This window comes from Pseudoalteromonas sp. P1-26 (assembly GCF_001401795.1).
Taxonomy (GTDB): Bacteria; Pseudomonadota; Gammaproteobacteria; order Enterobacterales; family Alteromonadaceae; genus Pseudoalteromonas.
Genome location: NZ_LKDX01000044.1, coordinates 14,088 through 31,657, shown reverse-complemented (window position 1 = coordinate 31,657; position 17,570 = coordinate 14,088). Strand labels below are relative to the sequence as shown.

11 protein-coding genes are annotated in these 17,570 nt (G+C 38.5%); 6 read left to right on the top strand and 5 right to left on the bottom strand.

Going from position 1 to position 17,570, the window contains the following annotated elements:
- Positions 1 to 337: 337 nt before the first annotated feature.
- A complete protein-coding gene (locus AN394_RS17325; protein ID WP_055022128.1) occupies positions 338 to 1,963 on the top strand; it encodes a methyl-accepting chemotaxis protein in 1,626 nt (541 codons plus the stop codon).
- Between the two features lie 64 nt (positions 1,964 to 2,027).
- On the opposite strand, the gene AN394_RS17320 is transcribed toward AN394_RS17325, so the two are convergent.
- The 4 genes from AN394_RS17320 to AN394_RS17305 form a co-directional block, all read right to left on the bottom strand.
- A complete protein-coding gene (locus tag AN394_RS17320) occupies positions 2,028 to 2,435 on the bottom strand; it encodes a hypothetical protein (RefSeq protein WP_054563206.1) in 408 nt (135 codons plus the stop codon).
- Between the two features lie 12 nt (positions 2,436 to 2,447).
- Positions 2,448 to 3,593: a porin gene (locus tag AN394_RS17315; protein ID WP_055022127.1), complete on the bottom strand. Its 1,146-nt coding sequence runs from the start codon at positions 3,591 to 3,593 to the stop codon at positions 2,448 to 2,450.
- Between the two features lie 333 nt (positions 3,594 to 3,926).
- The gene (locus AN394_RS17310) at positions 3,927 to 4,928 is read right to left on the bottom strand and encodes an alpha/beta fold hydrolase (protein ID WP_055022126.1); all 1,002 of its coding nucleotides are present in this window, start codon (positions 4,926 to 4,928) and stop codon (positions 3,927 to 3,929) included.
- A 343-nt stretch (positions 4,929 to 5,271) separates the two neighbouring features.
- A complete protein-coding gene (locus tag AN394_RS17305; RefSeq protein WP_054563209.1) occupies positions 5,272 to 6,042 on the bottom strand; it encodes an EAL domain-containing protein in 771 nt (256 codons plus the stop codon).
- 293 nt (positions 6,043 to 6,335) lie between these two features.
- Between AN394_RS17305 and AN394_RS17300 the strand changes: the two genes are divergently transcribed.
- Positions 6,336 to 6,929, top strand: coding sequence for a class I SAM-dependent methyltransferase (locus AN394_RS17300; RefSeq protein ID WP_055022125.1), 594 nt, complete (start codon positions 6,336 to 6,338; stop codon positions 6,927 to 6,929).
- Positions 6,930 to 6,993: 64 nt separating this feature from the next.
- Here AN394_RS17300 and AN394_RS17295 read toward each other — a convergent pair whose 3' ends face one another.
- Positions 6,994 to 7,254 carry a hypothetical protein gene (locus tag AN394_RS17295; RefSeq protein WP_055022124.1) on the bottom strand — a complete coding sequence of 87 codons (261 nt, stop codon included), beginning with the start codon at positions 7,252 to 7,254 and terminating at the stop codon, positions 6,994 to 6,996.
- A gap of 394 nt (positions 7,255 to 7,648) precedes the next feature.
- Between AN394_RS17295 and dptF the strand changes: the two genes are divergently transcribed.
- Genes dptF through AN394_RS17275 form a run of 4 tightly spaced genes read left to right on the top strand, consistent with a single transcriptional unit; the run spans position 7,649 to position 17,559 of the window.
- Positions 7,649 to 9,238 (top strand): DNA phosphorothioation-dependent restriction protein DptF, encoded by a 1,590-nt coding sequence (gene dptF / locus AN394_RS17290; protein ID WP_055022123.1) that lies wholly within the window; start codon positions 7,649 to 7,651, stop codon positions 9,236 to 9,238.
- A 3-nt stretch (positions 9,239 to 9,241) separates the two neighbouring features.
- Complete coding sequence (dptG, locus tag AN394_RS17285; RefSeq protein WP_055022122.1) at positions 9,242 to 10,540, top strand: DNA phosphorothioation-dependent restriction protein DptG; 1,299 nt, start codon at positions 9,242 to 9,244, stop codon at positions 10,538 to 10,540.
- Entirely contained in the window at positions 10,521 to 17,225 is a 6,705-nt protein-coding gene (gene dptH / locus AN394_RS17280; protein ID WP_055022121.1) for a DNA phosphorothioation-dependent restriction protein DptH, read from the top strand. The genes dptG and dptH overlap by 20 nt, the downstream gene beginning before the upstream one ends.
- Positions 17,218 to 17,559: a hypothetical protein gene (locus AN394_RS17275; RefSeq protein WP_200910022.1), complete on the top strand. Its 342-nt coding sequence runs from the start codon at positions 17,218 to 17,220 to the stop codon at positions 17,557 to 17,559. The genes dptH and AN394_RS17275 overlap by 8 nt, the downstream gene beginning before the upstream one ends.
- Positions 17,560 to 17,570: the final 11 nt, after the last annotated feature.

The following is a 17,570-nucleotide window of genomic DNA, read 5'->3' as shown; positions in this document are numbered from 1 at the left end:
CATTCGAACTAACCAACCCCGCAGCACGCCTGACATCTAATATCTGACGTCTAACGACTAGAAACCAGCTATTTCATATAGCGTCCTAGCACCCAGCGCCCAGACCCCAGCACCTAGCGCCCATGTTTCATTCGTAGGCGTGAAACTTGTTTCGCGCGTCTAAGAGCTGAAGGCTGAACGCTCTTATTTATTTTTGGTTCGGCACTGAAGTACCTCCTACAAGACCTCCTCCAAACAGAACAAATTACGAAAAAAACCTGAAAATATATAAATATAGTTAATACTTTAGGGAAATCAGGCGATAATACTAAGTAATATGACAACAAAGGTGGATTCAATGTCTGCAGGTATTTCTTTCAACAATTTGAGCATCACAAAAAAAATACACGCTATAACATGCATTGCCATAACGGCATTTGTCATTATCGTGGTGACGAACTATATCGCGATGAATGACAATAAAATCTCGCTCGACGAGTTAGAAAAGTCGTCTTATCAGGTAGTAAAACTTACTTCAGAAAATGTAGCATTACTCGAAAAACTAGATGAGTTATACACTCAAGCAGTCACGTTTGGTGAGTCAGACTTAGTCGATAGTGCTTCACAAACGTATAAAAAGATTAATGAAAATCTAAAAAACATCATCAGCATTAACGACAGCTATGTGCATGCCGATACCAAAAAACAATTAGAGCTTTATGCACAAACCTCGTCGATGATCGCCACTTCAATGATCGATGGCACTGCTGACTTTAGTAAAATTCAGCAGCAAGCACAGCAAAAAACACAGCAATATGAGGCTGTTTTAGCGGGATTTAAACGTGCACAAACCCGTGCAGACGACCGCTTTTTTGAACTAGTGCAAGCAACTAAAGCCCGTTCAGACAATGCACTAAACTTAATGCTTATTGTGTCTGTAGTGTCACTGATTCTGCTTATTGCTACCTCAATTTGGATTGCTCGAGGAATTGGCTCATCAGCAAGTGCTGCGGCAAATAACTTACGTCTATTAGCTGACGGTAAAGGCTCGTTAAGTACGCAACTTGAAGTTCACGCTAAAGATGAAATTGGCCAAGTGTCAATTAACTTTAATGCTTTTATACAGCTGTTAAAAGCTGCGGTACTTGAGGTAATAGCGGTTTGTGAACCATTAATGGAGAACTCAACGCGACTTGTACAAGGTATGGAACGTGCAGAGCGCGCAACAACCAAACAAACATCAGATGCCGAAATCGTTAAACAGTCGATGGAAGAAATGCGTCAAAGTGTTGCTGATATTTCTCATTCAGCGGCAAATGCATCACAAGCTGCACAAACAGCCGAGCGCGAAGTTGAGCAAAGCAGAACGCAAATACAGCGCTCTGTGACTGAGTCAAAAACATTAAGTGATGAGATTAACCAAGCGGCATCAACAATTAACCAGCTGGCAAATGACACTAAAAATGTGACTCAAATCTTAAACGTAATTACCTCGATTGCAGAGCAAACCAATTTGCTTGCTTTAAATGCGGCTATTGAGGCTGCGCGTGCAGGTGAACAAGGCCGTGGCTTTGCGGTTGTAGCAGATGAAGTACGTGAGCTTGCCTCAAGAACGTCGCACTCAACTAACGAAATCAGGGAGCTGCTTTCAACTTTGACAACCGCAGCAAGCCATGCGGTAAATGCTATGAATTCGGCTCGTGATATGGCTACAAACAATGCCGAAGCAGCAGAAAATACAGGGCAATCGATTGATAAAATCTCTGAGCAGATTTTAGAAATTAACGGTATGAATTCGCAAATCGCCGCAGCCACCGAAGAGCAAACATCAGTTGCTAGTATGGTTGTTGAGAACGTGTCGAATATGCATATGTCGTTTGAAGAAACAATGGATTCATTGTCGGCGGTACGTGATGTCGCGAAAAACCTTCATTACCTTTCTGATTCGTTGCTCGACGCCACAGCTAAATTTAAAATTGAGTAATTTAAGCGAATAAAAAACCAGGCACATTTAAATTGCCTGGTTTTTTATTAATGAAAGTAAAGACTTAAAAAGTACCGACTACTTTAACTTTATCAGTTACTTTTGCTGCATCGATATAACCAATGGCGTCGCCGTTGGCTGCAACAAAATCAATAACAGCTTGATCGTTTGCTAGTTTCTCAGGTGGCGTACCTTTACCGGTAAATACCAGTTTTGACCAATAAGCGTTAAGCTGGCTGCCCGACTTACCAACCACCTTATCGTTAAACTCATCGCTTACGCTGTTGCCGTCTTGGTTTACCGGGTTTACTTTAGTGCCATCGTCAAACGATTTTGTCTTGCCAAGGTAAATCTTTTTGATTGTTCCTTCATCAATAGCATTGCCATTTGCAGGATTTACAATAACAGCAACCTCAGCAAATGCAGCGTGCGAGCAAAGAGTCATTGCTGTAGCGATTAATAATTTTTTCATCATGAGCTCCAATTAAAAAACTAAATCAACAGCAACAGCAACAACGTCGGTTTCTGTATCTGAAATGTCATCTTTAAAGCGGCTGAAATCTACTTTTAATGCAGCAGATGGGTGGAAGTCATAACGAGTACCAATGGTATACACATTGCTTTTTGCTCTAACGCCTTCAAGCACCTGATTAATACCCGCGTTTAAAGCAGGTACTGCAGGTAGCGCGTTGTAGCGATTGCTATCGTGTTTGTCGTCGTTATTTTCGTAAGTTAAGTGCACAATCCACTCATCCATACGGTAACCAACAGACGTGTAGTATTGAGTTTGTTTAGCAAGAGCACTGTTTTCTACTTCAAACTCAGTGTATTCCGCATCAAACAAAATGTCGTTGTAATCAATTGAAAAGCCCACAGCGAAGAAAGAACCATCATCTTCGTCTACCGCAATATCATCTGCTTGATCAACAAAGCCCGCAGCGCGAAGAGTTTGCTCAAGGCCATTAAGTGCAACACCTGCATCGGTGTCGTTTTCAATTGCAATTGTTGTATCAGCTACAAAGTACGCAGCACGAGCACTGAACCAGTCATAGCTCATCGTCCAGTTGATACCAGCAATATCATTAAGCTCTGTATCGCCATTAACCGATACCACAGCAATGTTGCCATCGAAGCTACCGTAAATAACTTGAACGGTTGAATCCCAATCACCTAATTGCGTGTTATGTAACAGGCTTAGGCCTTCATACGTTGAAAATGGAAGGTTATAAACAGATTGCGGCGGACGAACCCAACGGTAAGTGTAACCAACGTCTAAGAAGTCTGAATAACGGTAAAAAGGCACGCGCATTTTACCAGCACTTACTTGTAGCTCATCGCTGAACTCATAAGTTAAATAAGCCCATTCAAATTCAGCATCAAAATCATCACTACCACGCGCCACAATTTGTGCCGTAGCGCTCAGCTTTTCTTGTAAATCTGCAGAAAGCTGTAATGCGAACATACTTTCGTTTTTAAACGAAATATCGTCATCGTAACCGTAAAGAGTAGCGTCGTCGTCAAGGGCTTTACCGCCAACAATAGAAGCAAAGCCGTTTATGCGAACCTCTGCCATTGTGTTTGCAGACACAAAAGCAGCACATAGAGCCAATGCAATAGGAAGTTTTTTCATTGTGTATCCCTAGTATTTAGTATGAAAATGTTGATTTCGCTTAATATTATAGTCGTGCGTAGCGAAATGGGCGACACAAGTTACAGATAAATTGTAACTACATCAACGAATAAGTTGTTATTTTTCACAAAAACGGTACTAAAAGTGGGGAAAGAGTAAAGTTGCGAGATGCGAGGAGAAAGTTGCGAGATGTAGGAGGCGTTTTAACGCCGAACAAGTAGCAGCGATTTAACATCCCGTCCTAGCGCCTAGCACCCAGAACCTAGCACCTGATGACGCGGGATAAAACCGCTGTTACACCGTAGGCGTGAAACTTGTTTCGCGCGACCAAAATTAAAATGATAACGCTTTGTCTAATGCACCTTTAAAGCGTTCAAAATCCTCGATGTGAGGTAGGTGGCCAATATCGTCTAATTCAATTAATTGCGATTTTGGGATCATATTTGCCGCGGCTTTGCCTAATTTATCGTAACGGTCAAGCTCATGGTCAACATTTGCTTTTTTCCAATTGCGGCCAGGGCCTGTTCTATCGCGGGTGCCTATAATTAAAGACACAGGCATGTTTAACTGATCAAACTCCGTTATGACGGGTTGCGTAAAAATCATATCGTAGGTTTTAGCATTAACCCACGCCATATGCTTATGATCAGGGCCTTGAATTTGACCACTAATAAAATGGGTTAATTGCTCGTAAGAGCTATTCCATTTACCGTCGTAATAGTTTTTCTTCTGGTAAGCAATAACCTTTTCAGGTGTTTTAGCCAATTCATTTTTAAAGAAAAAATCGGTGTCTTTGTATTGCACATAATTTAAATAGTTCTCTAAACCAATTGGGTTTAGCAAAATGAGTTTACTAACTTGGCTAGAAAACATTAGGCTGTAACGGCTTGCTAGCATGCCGCCCATTGAGTGGCCAAGTACAATAGGGTTTTCAATATTTAAAGATGACACTAGCTGATGAGTGTTATTGGCTAATACAGCAAACGAAAATTGATAATCGGCAGGCTTTGATGATTTACCAAAACCAATTTGATCTGGGATCAATACACCATAGCCTTTGCTATTAAGGTATTTGGCAGTATTGGTCCAATAATGACCGTTAAAGTTTTTGCCATGCATGAGCACAACGGTTGGCATATTATTACTTGATTTAAGGTAAGAGTAAGCCATTTTTAATGGCGTATTTTGTGACGAAAAATTAAAAAACTGTACAGGTAAGTCGTATTGATAATTGCTTAACTCAGCATCAAAACTAAGAGCCTGCTCTTTAGAGACTAGGCTTGCAGAAGACCATAAAACAAGTGCTGAGACTAACAGTATGCGTAAAAACATCATTATCCTTTCTCAATATGCTTAAAGAATATTCAGCCTAGCATCCTAAATAAAAATTTATAATACAAATACGATTAAATACTGGAAGAAGTTAGCAAGGTACGAGTTATAAGTTTTAAGCTACAAGCTACAAGCTACAAGCTACAAGGGGGAAGAGTAAAGTTACGAGATGCGAGATGCGAGATGCGAGATGCGAGATGTGAGATGCGAGATGCGAGATGCGAGGTAGCAGCGATTTTACATCGCGTCCTAGCGCCTAGCACCTAGCACCTAATGTCTTCATGCGTCTGAGGGCTTACGGCTGAAAGCTCTTGTTTTGTCGCAACTCGATTCTCGTTACTCGGACTTACCCCAACTTACTAAAATCAACTTCTGGTAGGCTCTCAAACCCTGGGCGAGCGAAGAAATACCCTTGCATTAAACTTACGCCGGCTTGGCGCAACCATTGATACTCTTCAACTGTTTCAATGCCTTCGGCAAGGGCAGTGATGTTGAGCTCTTCAAACATAGCAATGCAATGGTTCACTATGATTTGTCGTGCTTTATTTAAATGAATATCGCGTATCAGCTCCATATCGAGCTTAATAATATTGCTCTGAAAATCAGCCAATAAATTTAAACCTGAGTACCCAGAGCCAAAGTCGTCGGTTGCGGTAATAAACCCGAGTGATTGGTAATACTCAACAACACGTTTGATGTGCGTACTGTCTTCAACCTTTTCAACCTCGGTAAACTCAAACATAATCTGTTCTACCGGAAAGTCATATTGCTTAGCAGCTTCAAGGGTTGTTCTAATACAGCGCTCAGGTTTGTAAATCGCGTTAGGTAAAAAGTTAATACTCAAAATAGAATCAAGCTTCAGCTTAGCTGCAAGCGAAATAGCTTTAATACGACAAAGCTGGTCGAAGGTATAACGGTTCTCATCGTTAACTTGTGAGATAACAGAATAAGCCGACTCATTATTAGGCCCTCTAACTAAAGCCTCATAGCCAAAAATATGTTTATCGGTGCAATCAATAATTGGCTGAAAAGCCATTGTAAAATCAAAACCAAGTTCTAATTTGTCTTTACAGTTATTGCAACCTGTTGGCTGGCAATGAGTTTGCTTGTCGTGCATGCTTACCTCAGACTAAAGTCTTCTTAATACATAATAGTGCTAGCAAATTGCCAATTGTGCAATGTTGTTGAGTTAAAAGTATAAAACCTCGCACCTCGTCCCTCGCACCTCGTCCTTCGCATCTCGTTCCTCGCACCTCGTAACTACAACCTTCTTCCTCTCTCCAACTAACTTCTAATATCCATTCTAAAAGCGTTGATTCTTAGCATCTAAAATCACATTTCATCCTTTGCGTTACCTAGCTTTAATGGTATTTTAGCGCCAAGCAATCTTGCCAATATAAAGGAAGTAAAATGGCATCCAAAACCGTCGAATACTACAACCAAAATGCGCAAGCATTTGTCGATGCCACACTCGATGTAGACCTCAATGAACTTTATGACGAGTTCTTACCGCTGATCCCAAAAAAAGGCGCTTTACTCGATGCCGGTTGTGGCTCTGGCCGCGACGCTTTCATCTTTAAAGAGCGTGGTTATAGCGTAGATGCATTCGATATCAGCCCAGCTATGGCAAAGCTGGCGTCAGAATACTTAAACCAAGACGTAGCAGTAAGCGGCTTTCTAGAGCTAAACGACGTTGCCAAATACGACGGCATTTGGTGCTGCGCAAGCCTTATTCACGTAGCAAAAAACGATTTAACCGACGCATTCAATAACCTTGCCCGCGCATTAAAGCCACAAGGCATCGTGTATGTATCGTTTAAATACGGCGACGGCGAGCGCGAACACAACGGTCGCGAATTTACCGACCTAAACGAACAAGCCCTTGAGAGCATTATTAAAGGCACCGACCTGTTTATCCTCAAGTCATGGCAAAGCGCCGATCAACGCCCTGAGCGTGCCACAGAAACATGGCTAAACGCCATTCTGCACAGAAGAACGATATAGTCGTTTGGCTGCTTAACTCTAGCGCAAATAATAAAAAAGGTCGGCAATTGCCGACCTTTTAGCTTTAGTAATTAAACTCTTTTGCATCAAGTTCACTTCTGCGTTCTTGCAGCGTTAATTGATGCTTTTTTGAATTCCATTTATTGTTTCTTGGGTTTGAGCTAAGTGCCGAAGAAGTGCACTTTGCAGTGTTAGCATAAAAACCAATTTTGTTTTCAAGTGCACAACGCCAATCGTTTTTGCTATGACCAAAGTAAGTTTGGTTTACAACTTTACTCTTTAATCTAGCGTAATGATGACGCCTTAATGAGCGCGATTTTTTCATATTTTATCTCCACGTTTGAAGTGGCTACTGCTTCCAGTAACCGCCTAATCGGGAGATGAAATTCAATATTAGGTATTTGCATAGAGCTTGATATCCTTAAAGCTCAATAACACGTGGTTATTTTTAAAAATTGCTCAAGTTTTTGATAGTTCTTTAGTCTGATAAAACAAAACTTGAAAACTGATTGTATCCCATTGCAGTGCATTTCCGCACTAAAATCCTCTTCAATAAATTAGAGTTATTATTTCATTCATCGAAAAAACCTATATTTTTCATGGTTATTCATGCTAGATTGTTCCTAAACTTAATGCTGGCTTAACGGCTCGTCATTTAGTATCAAGAAATAACCATGGAGCGGTTTATTCATTTAAGCCGCAGTAACAGGATTTAGTTTATGCGCTTAAAAGAAGCACTCAGCGTTTTATCAAAGTCTTCACCTTACGCTGTTTCTACAGAAAGAAACGCTCAGCGTCAGTCTCTACTTGATGAAATCAAGTCATACCTGTACATCCAAATGCCAATTGAGATAGCAGTAAATAAAGCTATTTCGAGCTTTGGTGCAAATGATAAAAAAATTCTATTTTTATGTGGTAGTAGTGGTGATGGTAAATCAGAACTATTAACCAAAGCAAAGCAACAATACGGTCAACGAATTAACTTCCACTTAGATGCTACTCATAGCTTTGATCCTCAAGGTACTGCTATTGAAACCCTCGACAAAGTCTTTGAAAAATTCAATCAAGGATCAACACCTCTTGTTGTAGGCATCAATGCAGGCATGATGGGCAATTATGCAGAGGAAGGTAAAGATCAAAATATTAAAGCTGTTATAGCTCGCTACTTAACTGATCGTAAATCAATAACTGAAGACATTATCTTTATTAACTTTGAAGATTATCCTAAGTTTGCAATCCACGTGCATGGCTACGACTCAGAATTTGCGCAAAAGTTATTAGAGCGAATTACCCAGCCAAATGACAATATAATCAGGCAACTAGTCGAAAAAGAAAAACAACTAAATGATTTTGGCTCACAACGTATTATCACAAACTTTGAGCTTCTGAGTATCCCATCAGTACAACGCGTAATTGTTGATTTACTATTTAAAGCGAGATTAATGAGAGACCAGTTTTTAACTGCGCGTGCGTTACTCGATTTTATTCATGAACTTTTGGTTTCAGATGGCTACTTGTTTGATAACTTATTTGCAGGCGGTGACAATGAGCTTGCAAATAAGATTGAAGATTTTGATCCTGCAAACTTAAGAACAAAAGAAATCGACCGTTTTATTCTTGCCTATGACTTAAACTTGCCAAATGAAGAATTCCAGGCATTTAAAGATGCTCTTCAAACCTTTGGAATTTGTGGTTTAAATACCGGTGCGCAATATTTAAGGTTGTTTTATGTTCTTAAATATGAAGATTTTGCTAACGACTTCCATAAACAATTCAAACCTGACTTCAGTGCTACTTTGATTGATAAATACATTGAAATTTATCAGCTCCATAAAGATTTCAAAGATACACCAGAGCAAAAAAGTGAAATAAAAGCTTTTTATCGCGAAATATTAATTGCAGCAATTAGAACTTACATAAATAGAAACGCACCTAAACTAGGTAAGAAGTACTTCTTACTGTCAGATTTTGGCGAGTACCAAGTGGCTGCTCCTGCTGATTTATCAATGGATTTAGCCGAAGTTAAGTTGAATACAACATCGAGTAGTGCTTTTTTTAATGCGCGACTCAAGTTGAAAAACACAAAATTTACCTTGCCAATAAACATCAACTTATTAGCGTTGTTAATGAATATTAATAATGGCTATCGCCCAAATAAGCACGACAAAAACTCAGTTATTCTATTGGATGAATTAGCCAGTGAAATTATTCAAGAAGCTAAATCGTCAAATGAGTTGGTCATTACCGGCGATGGGCAAAAGTACCTCTTAGAGTTAGATGACGAAGAAATAATGGTAAGTGAGGGATAAGCAATGCCATTAGTTGAACAATTAAAACCTAAAAATAACAGTGCAGCTAGCTATTTTCCTGTTTCAGCCAACAGTGCAAATAATAAGTATGAATGGGAAACCGTTGTTGGCTTTTTTATCAAGTCATTGCATAACATAGAGCTAGAGAAAACGATTAATTCGCTAGATGACTTTAAGTTGCTTTGTAAAACTCAAATTACAAACAAACTTGATGGTGAGCCTTTTTGGCATATTATTGAGAAAATGTACTTCGACAACGAGCAAGTACTCAATATTTCGCCAGAAATGCAAGCTCTGAAAGTATTAAACCCAGAAAGTAGCAATGCGGGTGATGAGCGTTTAACAGCTTTTTTAGTTGGCCTGTTGGGCGATTTACAACTAACTCAGCCACCAGAGTCACACTTAAACTTTTTAGAAAGAGAAATCAAAACTGTATTTGATTCGCCTCTGGTTACTAAAAAAAGTCAAAAACTAAAGAAATTTAACAAGCCATACTTACCTGAACTGAGTGAGTTTTTTCAAAAAGACTTAGAGTTTTTAGTAGGTTACCCAGAGCATTTTTTACAGAATATTAAGTCGTTTTTAAAGCTATATGGTTTTTTATACACCGCACAACTTGCACTCAATGTACGTGGTTGGTCGAGCCAACCAGAAGTTAAGCCATGTTATTTCATTCTTGATAGCGAAAAAGCAAGTAAAGAGCGTACAAAGCTGCAGCTTCATGGGCACAAACAAGTTGTTGAATCTAGTTATGCTTTATTTCCCTATCTTGCTTTAAACGAGAGCTTGCAAGACGCTAAATCATCAATTGTGCCGCTGTGGGAACTTGTTGGTGAATTAACAAGTAATGATATTGATGCGCTTAACAACTATGCGGCTAAGTTTCATGAAGACCGTAAATTAACTAGTGAGCTACTACCGGCAGAAAATATAGATCAAGCCATCACAAGCCTAATAAAGTTATTTACTGAGCAGTTTAAGAAAGGGGCTACACGTGAAACAGCCTTTAATAATTTTGTAAAAGCGACACGTGAAACCTTGATTAAGCCTTTTGAACAAAGTCGTGGGCGAGCTGGTTCATACCTTGTTTTAAATCAGGACTACCTTTTATTACTTACCAATATCTCAATTGGCTCAAGAGAAAAGCTAAGACTTCATGAGCTGTTAGTTGAGTTTCAAAACCGTGGCGTATTTTTTGATAAAAGTAGTGAAGAATGTTTAATAGACCTATTTGAGCGCATGGGTAATGTTGAGCGAATGAGTGACAGCGGGGATGCAGTATATGTCAAAAAAACTATATGAAGACTTTTTAGTCGAGCACTTTTGTAAGTGGGCAGCTAAGGGCTTTGAAGGCGAAAGTCGTTTTCAATTTCGCTCACCGGATAGCTCAAATAGTCAAAACTTATATGAAGCTTTATTAAGAAAGGCAGACACGACTGTAGAAATAGTAACAGCAGATATTAACCAGCAATTTAAAGCTCTATCTCTAGCTGATAAAAAGCTCATTCCAGTCGTACACAGTGAATCTGAAAATGGCCTAAGTGAAAACTATATTTCGCACCTGCGCGATTTAATATCCAGCCAAGATGGAGAGTTGGGTGATTGCATTTTACTTGTCGTACACAACTCGTACTTAGATACCTTGATTAACTCTGCAAGAGACTTAGGCAATGTAGGTGAAGTTTGGCACCCTTCTACAATAAAGCACTCTTTAAGTGAATTGATCACATCAATTAGTGGTACGGATCAAATTTCTCAATGCTTACTTGAACATCGCTTTAAATTAATAATTGAAGATGGTGCAACAATGTTCGGCTTCAGCGAGCTCTTTGAAGCACTTGAAGATGGCGTTATTCAATTTCGTGAGCTAGGCCTATTTAACGACAACACAATAATTGGTTGGGGTGATACTGCACAAATAGATAAGCGATTATCACAAAACCATCAGCTATTTGAAAACATCAGTGAACTCGTTGAAAAATACCCACAAGAGCTAGTAGAGAAACTGGGTGATCTAGACCTTGGTGAAAAGTTTGTATCAGAGCACTTTGGTGATAATAAAAACTGGCAAGATCTAGATTTTGGCGCAATTTTAAAAGAGCGTAGAGATAACAAAGAAAACCTACTTTCATTTGAAAAAGAAATTGCGCAAAACTTTACTTTTATTGCTCGTGAAAATAAAAAAGAAAGGCACCTAATCATTGAAATGCCAGAGGGAGAGTCTGAGTTTAAATTAGAGTCTTACTTCACTGGCGGCAAGATTTTAAAAAATGAATTAAAACTGCAACACACAAAAGAGCCAATTACGCTAGATGTAAATAACCGCTCAGCAAAGCATAGTGTCGTTGAAGTTATAGGCTCTTTCTCAGGGCAGCCTTTTTACTTTAGCGTTGACTTTAAACGAGAAAAGCCGCAAGAGAGGTTTAAATACCGGGTCCTTGTGTTACCAAAAGGGGCATTTTTCCTTGAGGGCTTGGCTGATAGCTTTTTACTTGTACCACGAAAACAACTCATTACACTGCAAACTAATGCGGGGATGCTTAAAGTCTCAGAGCAGGGCAGTACAGCTAAGGTAAGTCAGTCTAATCAAACATTTTTGGTACAACAAACTCAAGCAGTTGATTTTGCAGAGTTCGCAAATGAAACCGATACACTTACCTTTGCCGTCCAAAATGGCGAAAGTATTTTGAATTTTGAGGTCGATGGCGCAGTGTCATCAGACAGCCTATCTTTGCCATTAGTTTTAGATACCAATTTATTTAACCGACTATATAACGATGATTTTAACGGCCTTTATAATCGTGCAAAAGAGAAAGTGGTACTAGATGGTAAAGACCTAACACCTAAAGGTTTGCGTAAAACGCTATTAAAATGGGAAGCAGAACTACAAGATAATAGGGCTCTAGCAACCACAGTGGGGCAGCGACCTCAATTAATGCTAAACGATATCGAAAATACCCACCCATCACTATATAACGCTTACAGTGCACTATTTGATTATCTAGATGCTCGTAAAGCGCTAATAAGTACATGCTCTTGGGGGCAACAGTTTACAAGCTTGGCGCAAAATGTGGTTGAATGCTATTTAAGCGAAATAGAAAAAATAGAAACCAAAGTATTACTTTCGCCTGAGTCTAGCATGCTAGTAAATATTGGTACCGCAGAGTTTGAAGAGCAAGAGTTTATAACGCCATATCACCCACTATGCTTAGCTTACTTTACTCAATTAGTAACTAAAGCGAGTGATGAAAACGACAAAAGCTTTAATACATTACCAAAAGCCACATTAAAACGCTTAAATGCGGAAGGACTATTACCTTTTGTTTGGCACGCAAAAGATGGTTTTGCATACAACCAAGCTCTGCCTGAGAATCGTATGTGGTGTAATCTAGTTGCAAATAAAGATGTTAGTTTAGGTTATGTACGCCCACTGGTAAGACAAAAAGCAAGCGAGTTTGCTAAAGCGTTTGATGTGCTATTTAGTAAGGGCAAAAAAGAAACTCTGCATATCAACTCAATTAATAATGCCGATAACAAAGCATTGTTTTTAGGGTTAGTTGATTATCTAAAAAAACAAACACCAGACGATGCAAATCGGATCCATGTAAACTTATTCGATAAATCACTTCAGCGTACTTACTTTGATGAGTTTGCCGATGCGCCAAGTTACGATGAGTTAAAGCAACTTGCAGAGCTTACTGGTGAAAAAGACAAAGCTGATGCCATAGCAGATATGCTTAAAAACCGTATAACTTACAGTAAGTTCAAACTAGAAAGTGAACTTGACTTTGCTTATGCGCACATTAGTTTTGTTCGTAACGACACAAGTGTTGAGCCAACGCCTGTTGATGTGTTAACAGAAAAATCGGGTGTTGCATGCCATGGTTTATTAGCAGGAGAAACCGCCTATAACGAGCAAAACACTTACCTTACAACATACGGTTTGCAGAATTTAGCGTTAGATAATAACCCAAGCCTCAAACTGAGCAGTCAATATAATAATCTTGCCAAAGCAGCTTGGTGTGGGCAAAAGTATGAGACCAATAATGGCTTAGCATTAAAAGTAGCAGGCAAGCTTACCGAGTTACTTGAAGATGTATATGAGAGCTCTGTTTGGACAGTAATTATTGATCCAAAAGTAACGCTCGACTTTTTTAAATCGCAAAAAGATGCCGTACTAATACATTACTCAGACAACTTTTCGAATTCAGCTAATTACGATGCAATCACCGTAACAAAGCGCCGCGATTTATACGACCAAGTACTTTCGCAAGGTGTTAAAGGCTTAATTGATGAGTTTAATGCCTTTAATGGCGAGTGGTTGCTTAAAATGATCACTTGCAATGATAACGAGCGGAAAGAGAAAAAAAGTATCATTGGCGCTTATAAGTACATTAACTGCCTATTACACCAAAGCGATATTACCTGGGTACCAATGAGCGTGGCCGAAATGCTACGCGTAGCAGGTAATGTTGGTTTAAAAATGAGTGAAAGTGATTTTTCGCGCTTTGCCCAAGGTTTTAAAAGCGGCGCGATTTCAGATGATGTATTGTTTGTTGGTTTCAAAGAGCAAAAAATGTATTTGTTACCGCTCGAAGTAAAAATTGGCCAGCAACGTAATCATGATAAAGGCGTTAAACAAGCTAAAGAGTTAAAGCGCTATTTGGTCGAAAATCTATTTGGCCGTGACGACTTAGCAGGGCATTTATACCGAGGCTTGTTTATTCGTCAAGTATTAATGCAAGTTGATAAGTTTGAATTATATAAAGTATACGAGAGTGATTACTTTAGCGAACTACAAAACAATCGTGAGTGGTGGTTACAAGGTGATTACCAAGTTGCTGATTTAGCTGACTACCCGCAAGGCTTTATGATGGCATTTTTTGAAAATGCCGACTTTGCCAAAGAAGAATATATCGTTGAAGACGATATTCTGCAAATCATACTACCAAGTGCTAACTTAAATCGATTTATAAGCACGCCTTTGCAGGAGCTATTTAAGAATATTAGCCCTGAGTATTTGTCATATATAGATGAAAAGTACATTTTAAACGCTGAAACTAAACCTATAGATATTGTCTTCAAAAAAGAATTAGCTATTGAACCTTTAAAGAAAACTAAAGTTATACCTGAGGTTGTAGAGGAAGATATTTTTAAAAACCAAGCTTCAGAAAGTGGGAAAAGTAATGATAATGAGTACCCTACAATCGATGAAGTTACTAGTCAAAAAGGCGTATTGACGAATAGAGCAATAGAGCGCCTTATAGCTAAGTTAAATTTAAAAATATCTAACAAAATTCCAGTAGACATCTCAAATAGCATTTTAAAGTTAATTATTTCAGAAGGTGTCAAAGGTACTGAAATAAATAGTACTTATGATGCTCAAGTTAATGCTTATATTGAAATCGTAGCGTTATCAAATAAAACAGATATATTAAATTATGTAAAACTTAAAAGTGTTGCTAAAGGGAAGTATCAATCTAACTATATTGATCAGCTCAAATATTTAAAAAAACAACTAGGTATAAACTTAGGTGGTATTAATCCAGTCAGCGAAAAGAGTTTAAAAAGTAATAAACCAGCAACACCGATTAATACTAAAAAGTATTTATCAACAACGCTCTTAAAAGACACCGAAGAAGCAAATAGCGAGTTTAAGTTTATTATTGATAGAATCAAACAAGCTAAAGGACGTACGTTAACTATCGAAGAGCTTTTAGAGCTTGATGAATCATGGTTTATTAGATTACATAGAGTTCAGCCTTGTCATTTGAGGGATCTGAAACGATTGCAAAAAATTTATAAAGCAAGATTAAATATCGCAAATGAACAATTTCAAAATACAAAACCTTTAAATCAAGTTGATCAATTAAATAATCACCAAGAAAGTGAAGCTTTAACTCCACAAACTCTTGTTTCTAAACTCATAGTTCCGGAAAAGTGTCAGCTAATTATTGAAATAATTACAAAATTCTATAAAAAGCCCTTAATAGTTAATGATCTGCTTACTATATCTACTGAGCGCTTAGAATGGAAAAGCGGTGTAAGTAGAGAAATGATTTTAGAGTTTAAAGCTTTCAAAAAGAAACTATTAGATGCTTTAAACTCATTAAATCAAAATACATTCAATTTATTTAAAAGTAACAATCATGTAGTTGATAACCTTGTAGCGGAACATAAAACAAAAAACGCTGATTATTTACATGGCGGTTATAGTAATAATCACCAGCAAGATAAAAGCGCTGTAATAGAGCAATCTCCAAAGAGTACTAGTGAAGACGAGCTAGAATCTGTTACAGGCAACACGACCGATGATAAAGGTGCTTTGCTAGCTCCGCTACAAGAGCAAACAGGTATACCGAAAGAAGTTACACTTAAAATTTATGAGTGGGCTAAAACTGCATATTTTGATGATCCTGAAATGTTTGATATTTTTGTAAATGAGCAAAGTGAGGGATATTTAACTCTGCAGAGTTTAACCTTTGATAATGTACCTAGTTGGTCATTAGAAGCCATCAAAGATTTCGCTGCAGACAAATATGCTGAAGACTTTGGGGCCCAAATCCGAGAAATTAAACGACAGGTAAAATATTTTGGTGAAATTGATAGTTTAATTATACCTGATTCAGTAAAAACTATTAGAGAATTTAAGCAACAAGCTAGAGAAGAATATCCCGGTAATTATTGTGAGCAGCTTACGTTTATAAATAGAGAAATAGATTTACTTAAAAAATATAAACTCAATGATGTAAGTATCGAAGTTGACCAAGAAAAAACTGAGGTACGGCCTGCAGACACCTCCAGTCTGGTCATTGAAAAGAACATATCATCAATTAATACGCAACCCGCTCCAGCAGAAGAGTTAAAAGTTTTAGTTGGCCATGTTATGCAAAATAATGAGCCTGTGTATTGGGAGCCTACAAATACCGCCAAGTTTATGAATACCAACTCAGGCATTATAGGCACAATGGGAACAGGTAAAACCCAATGTACTAAATCTGTAGTAACTCAGCTTTATCGAAATCAACATCAAAATGTAGAGGGTAAACCGATTGGTATTTTGATTTTTGATTACAAGTCAGATTATGTGGATGATAAATTTTTAAATGCTACGAGTGGCAAGAAGTTTAATTTGCATAAGCTCCCGTACAACCCTCTTAGTTTGTTTGGCGATACACCAATGTTGCCTGTTCACACTGCTCGTGGCTTCTCGGAAACGATGGGTAAAGCATTCAACTTAGGCACTAAGCAACAGCTTAAATTACGAAAGCTTATAGGTGAAGCCTACGACCTTGCGGGGATTCATAAATCTGACAAATCAACATGGCACAAAGCTGCACCAACAATGGCAGACCTTTGGGCGCTATTTTTAGATAGTGAGCCAGCTGAAGATTCGCTTTATGCTGCACTAGAAAGTGTTTGTGAGCTTGAAGTATTTGAAGATGATACTACCAAGTGTATGTCGCTTTACGACCTAGTAGATGGCATTACGGTTGTAGAGCTGGCGGGTTATCCAAGCGAAGTGCAAAACTTAGTGGTAGCACTTACGCTTGATTTGTTTTACTCACAAATGCAAAAACAAGGAAAGCCCGAAGTGCAAGGTGACTTTAGGCAAGTAACTAAACTTGTGCTGGTGGATGAAGCAGACAATTTTATGTCGCAGAACTTTCCAAGCCTTCGCAAAATCTTAAAAGAAGGCCGTGAATACGGTGTTGGTGTCATCTTATCAACACAAGATATTACCCATTTTAAAACCGGTGAAAACGACTATTCTGCGTACATTTTAAGCTGGATTGTGCACCGCGTAGCGCAAATTAAAAATCAAGATATTAAAGGCATATTCAATGTGGATGATAAATCAGAGCAAGAGCTACTGATGAAAAACATACGCGAGCTAGAAAAGCATACCAGCCTCTATATCAACGGTGAAAAGCAAATTAAGCGAATTAAAGATAAAGCGTTTTGGGAGTTACTTAAAGATGAATGATTCAGTAGTCATAGAGAAAAAAGAATTGAGCCGCAAGTCGCCTGAAGTTGTTGCATATATTCAAATGGTTGAAAGGGCTAAACGTGATGCCGAGGTTGTTACGTTACGCGAGTGGTATGACACGACACCTGCTCACAAGCAAGAAGTAATTGACTATATGACCACTTATAAACAATTAGGTCCATTAGGAAAAGAACTACATAAGCGTGGTGTTAATCGAGTAACGGAAAGGTTTGGTGATAATGTGCGCACCCTAGTTGAGGCAACTTATAAAAGGGGGTTGCTTGATGCTGTTGCTCCCTTATGTGCTATTTCATGTCTTTACAATAAATAAAAGGAAATTAC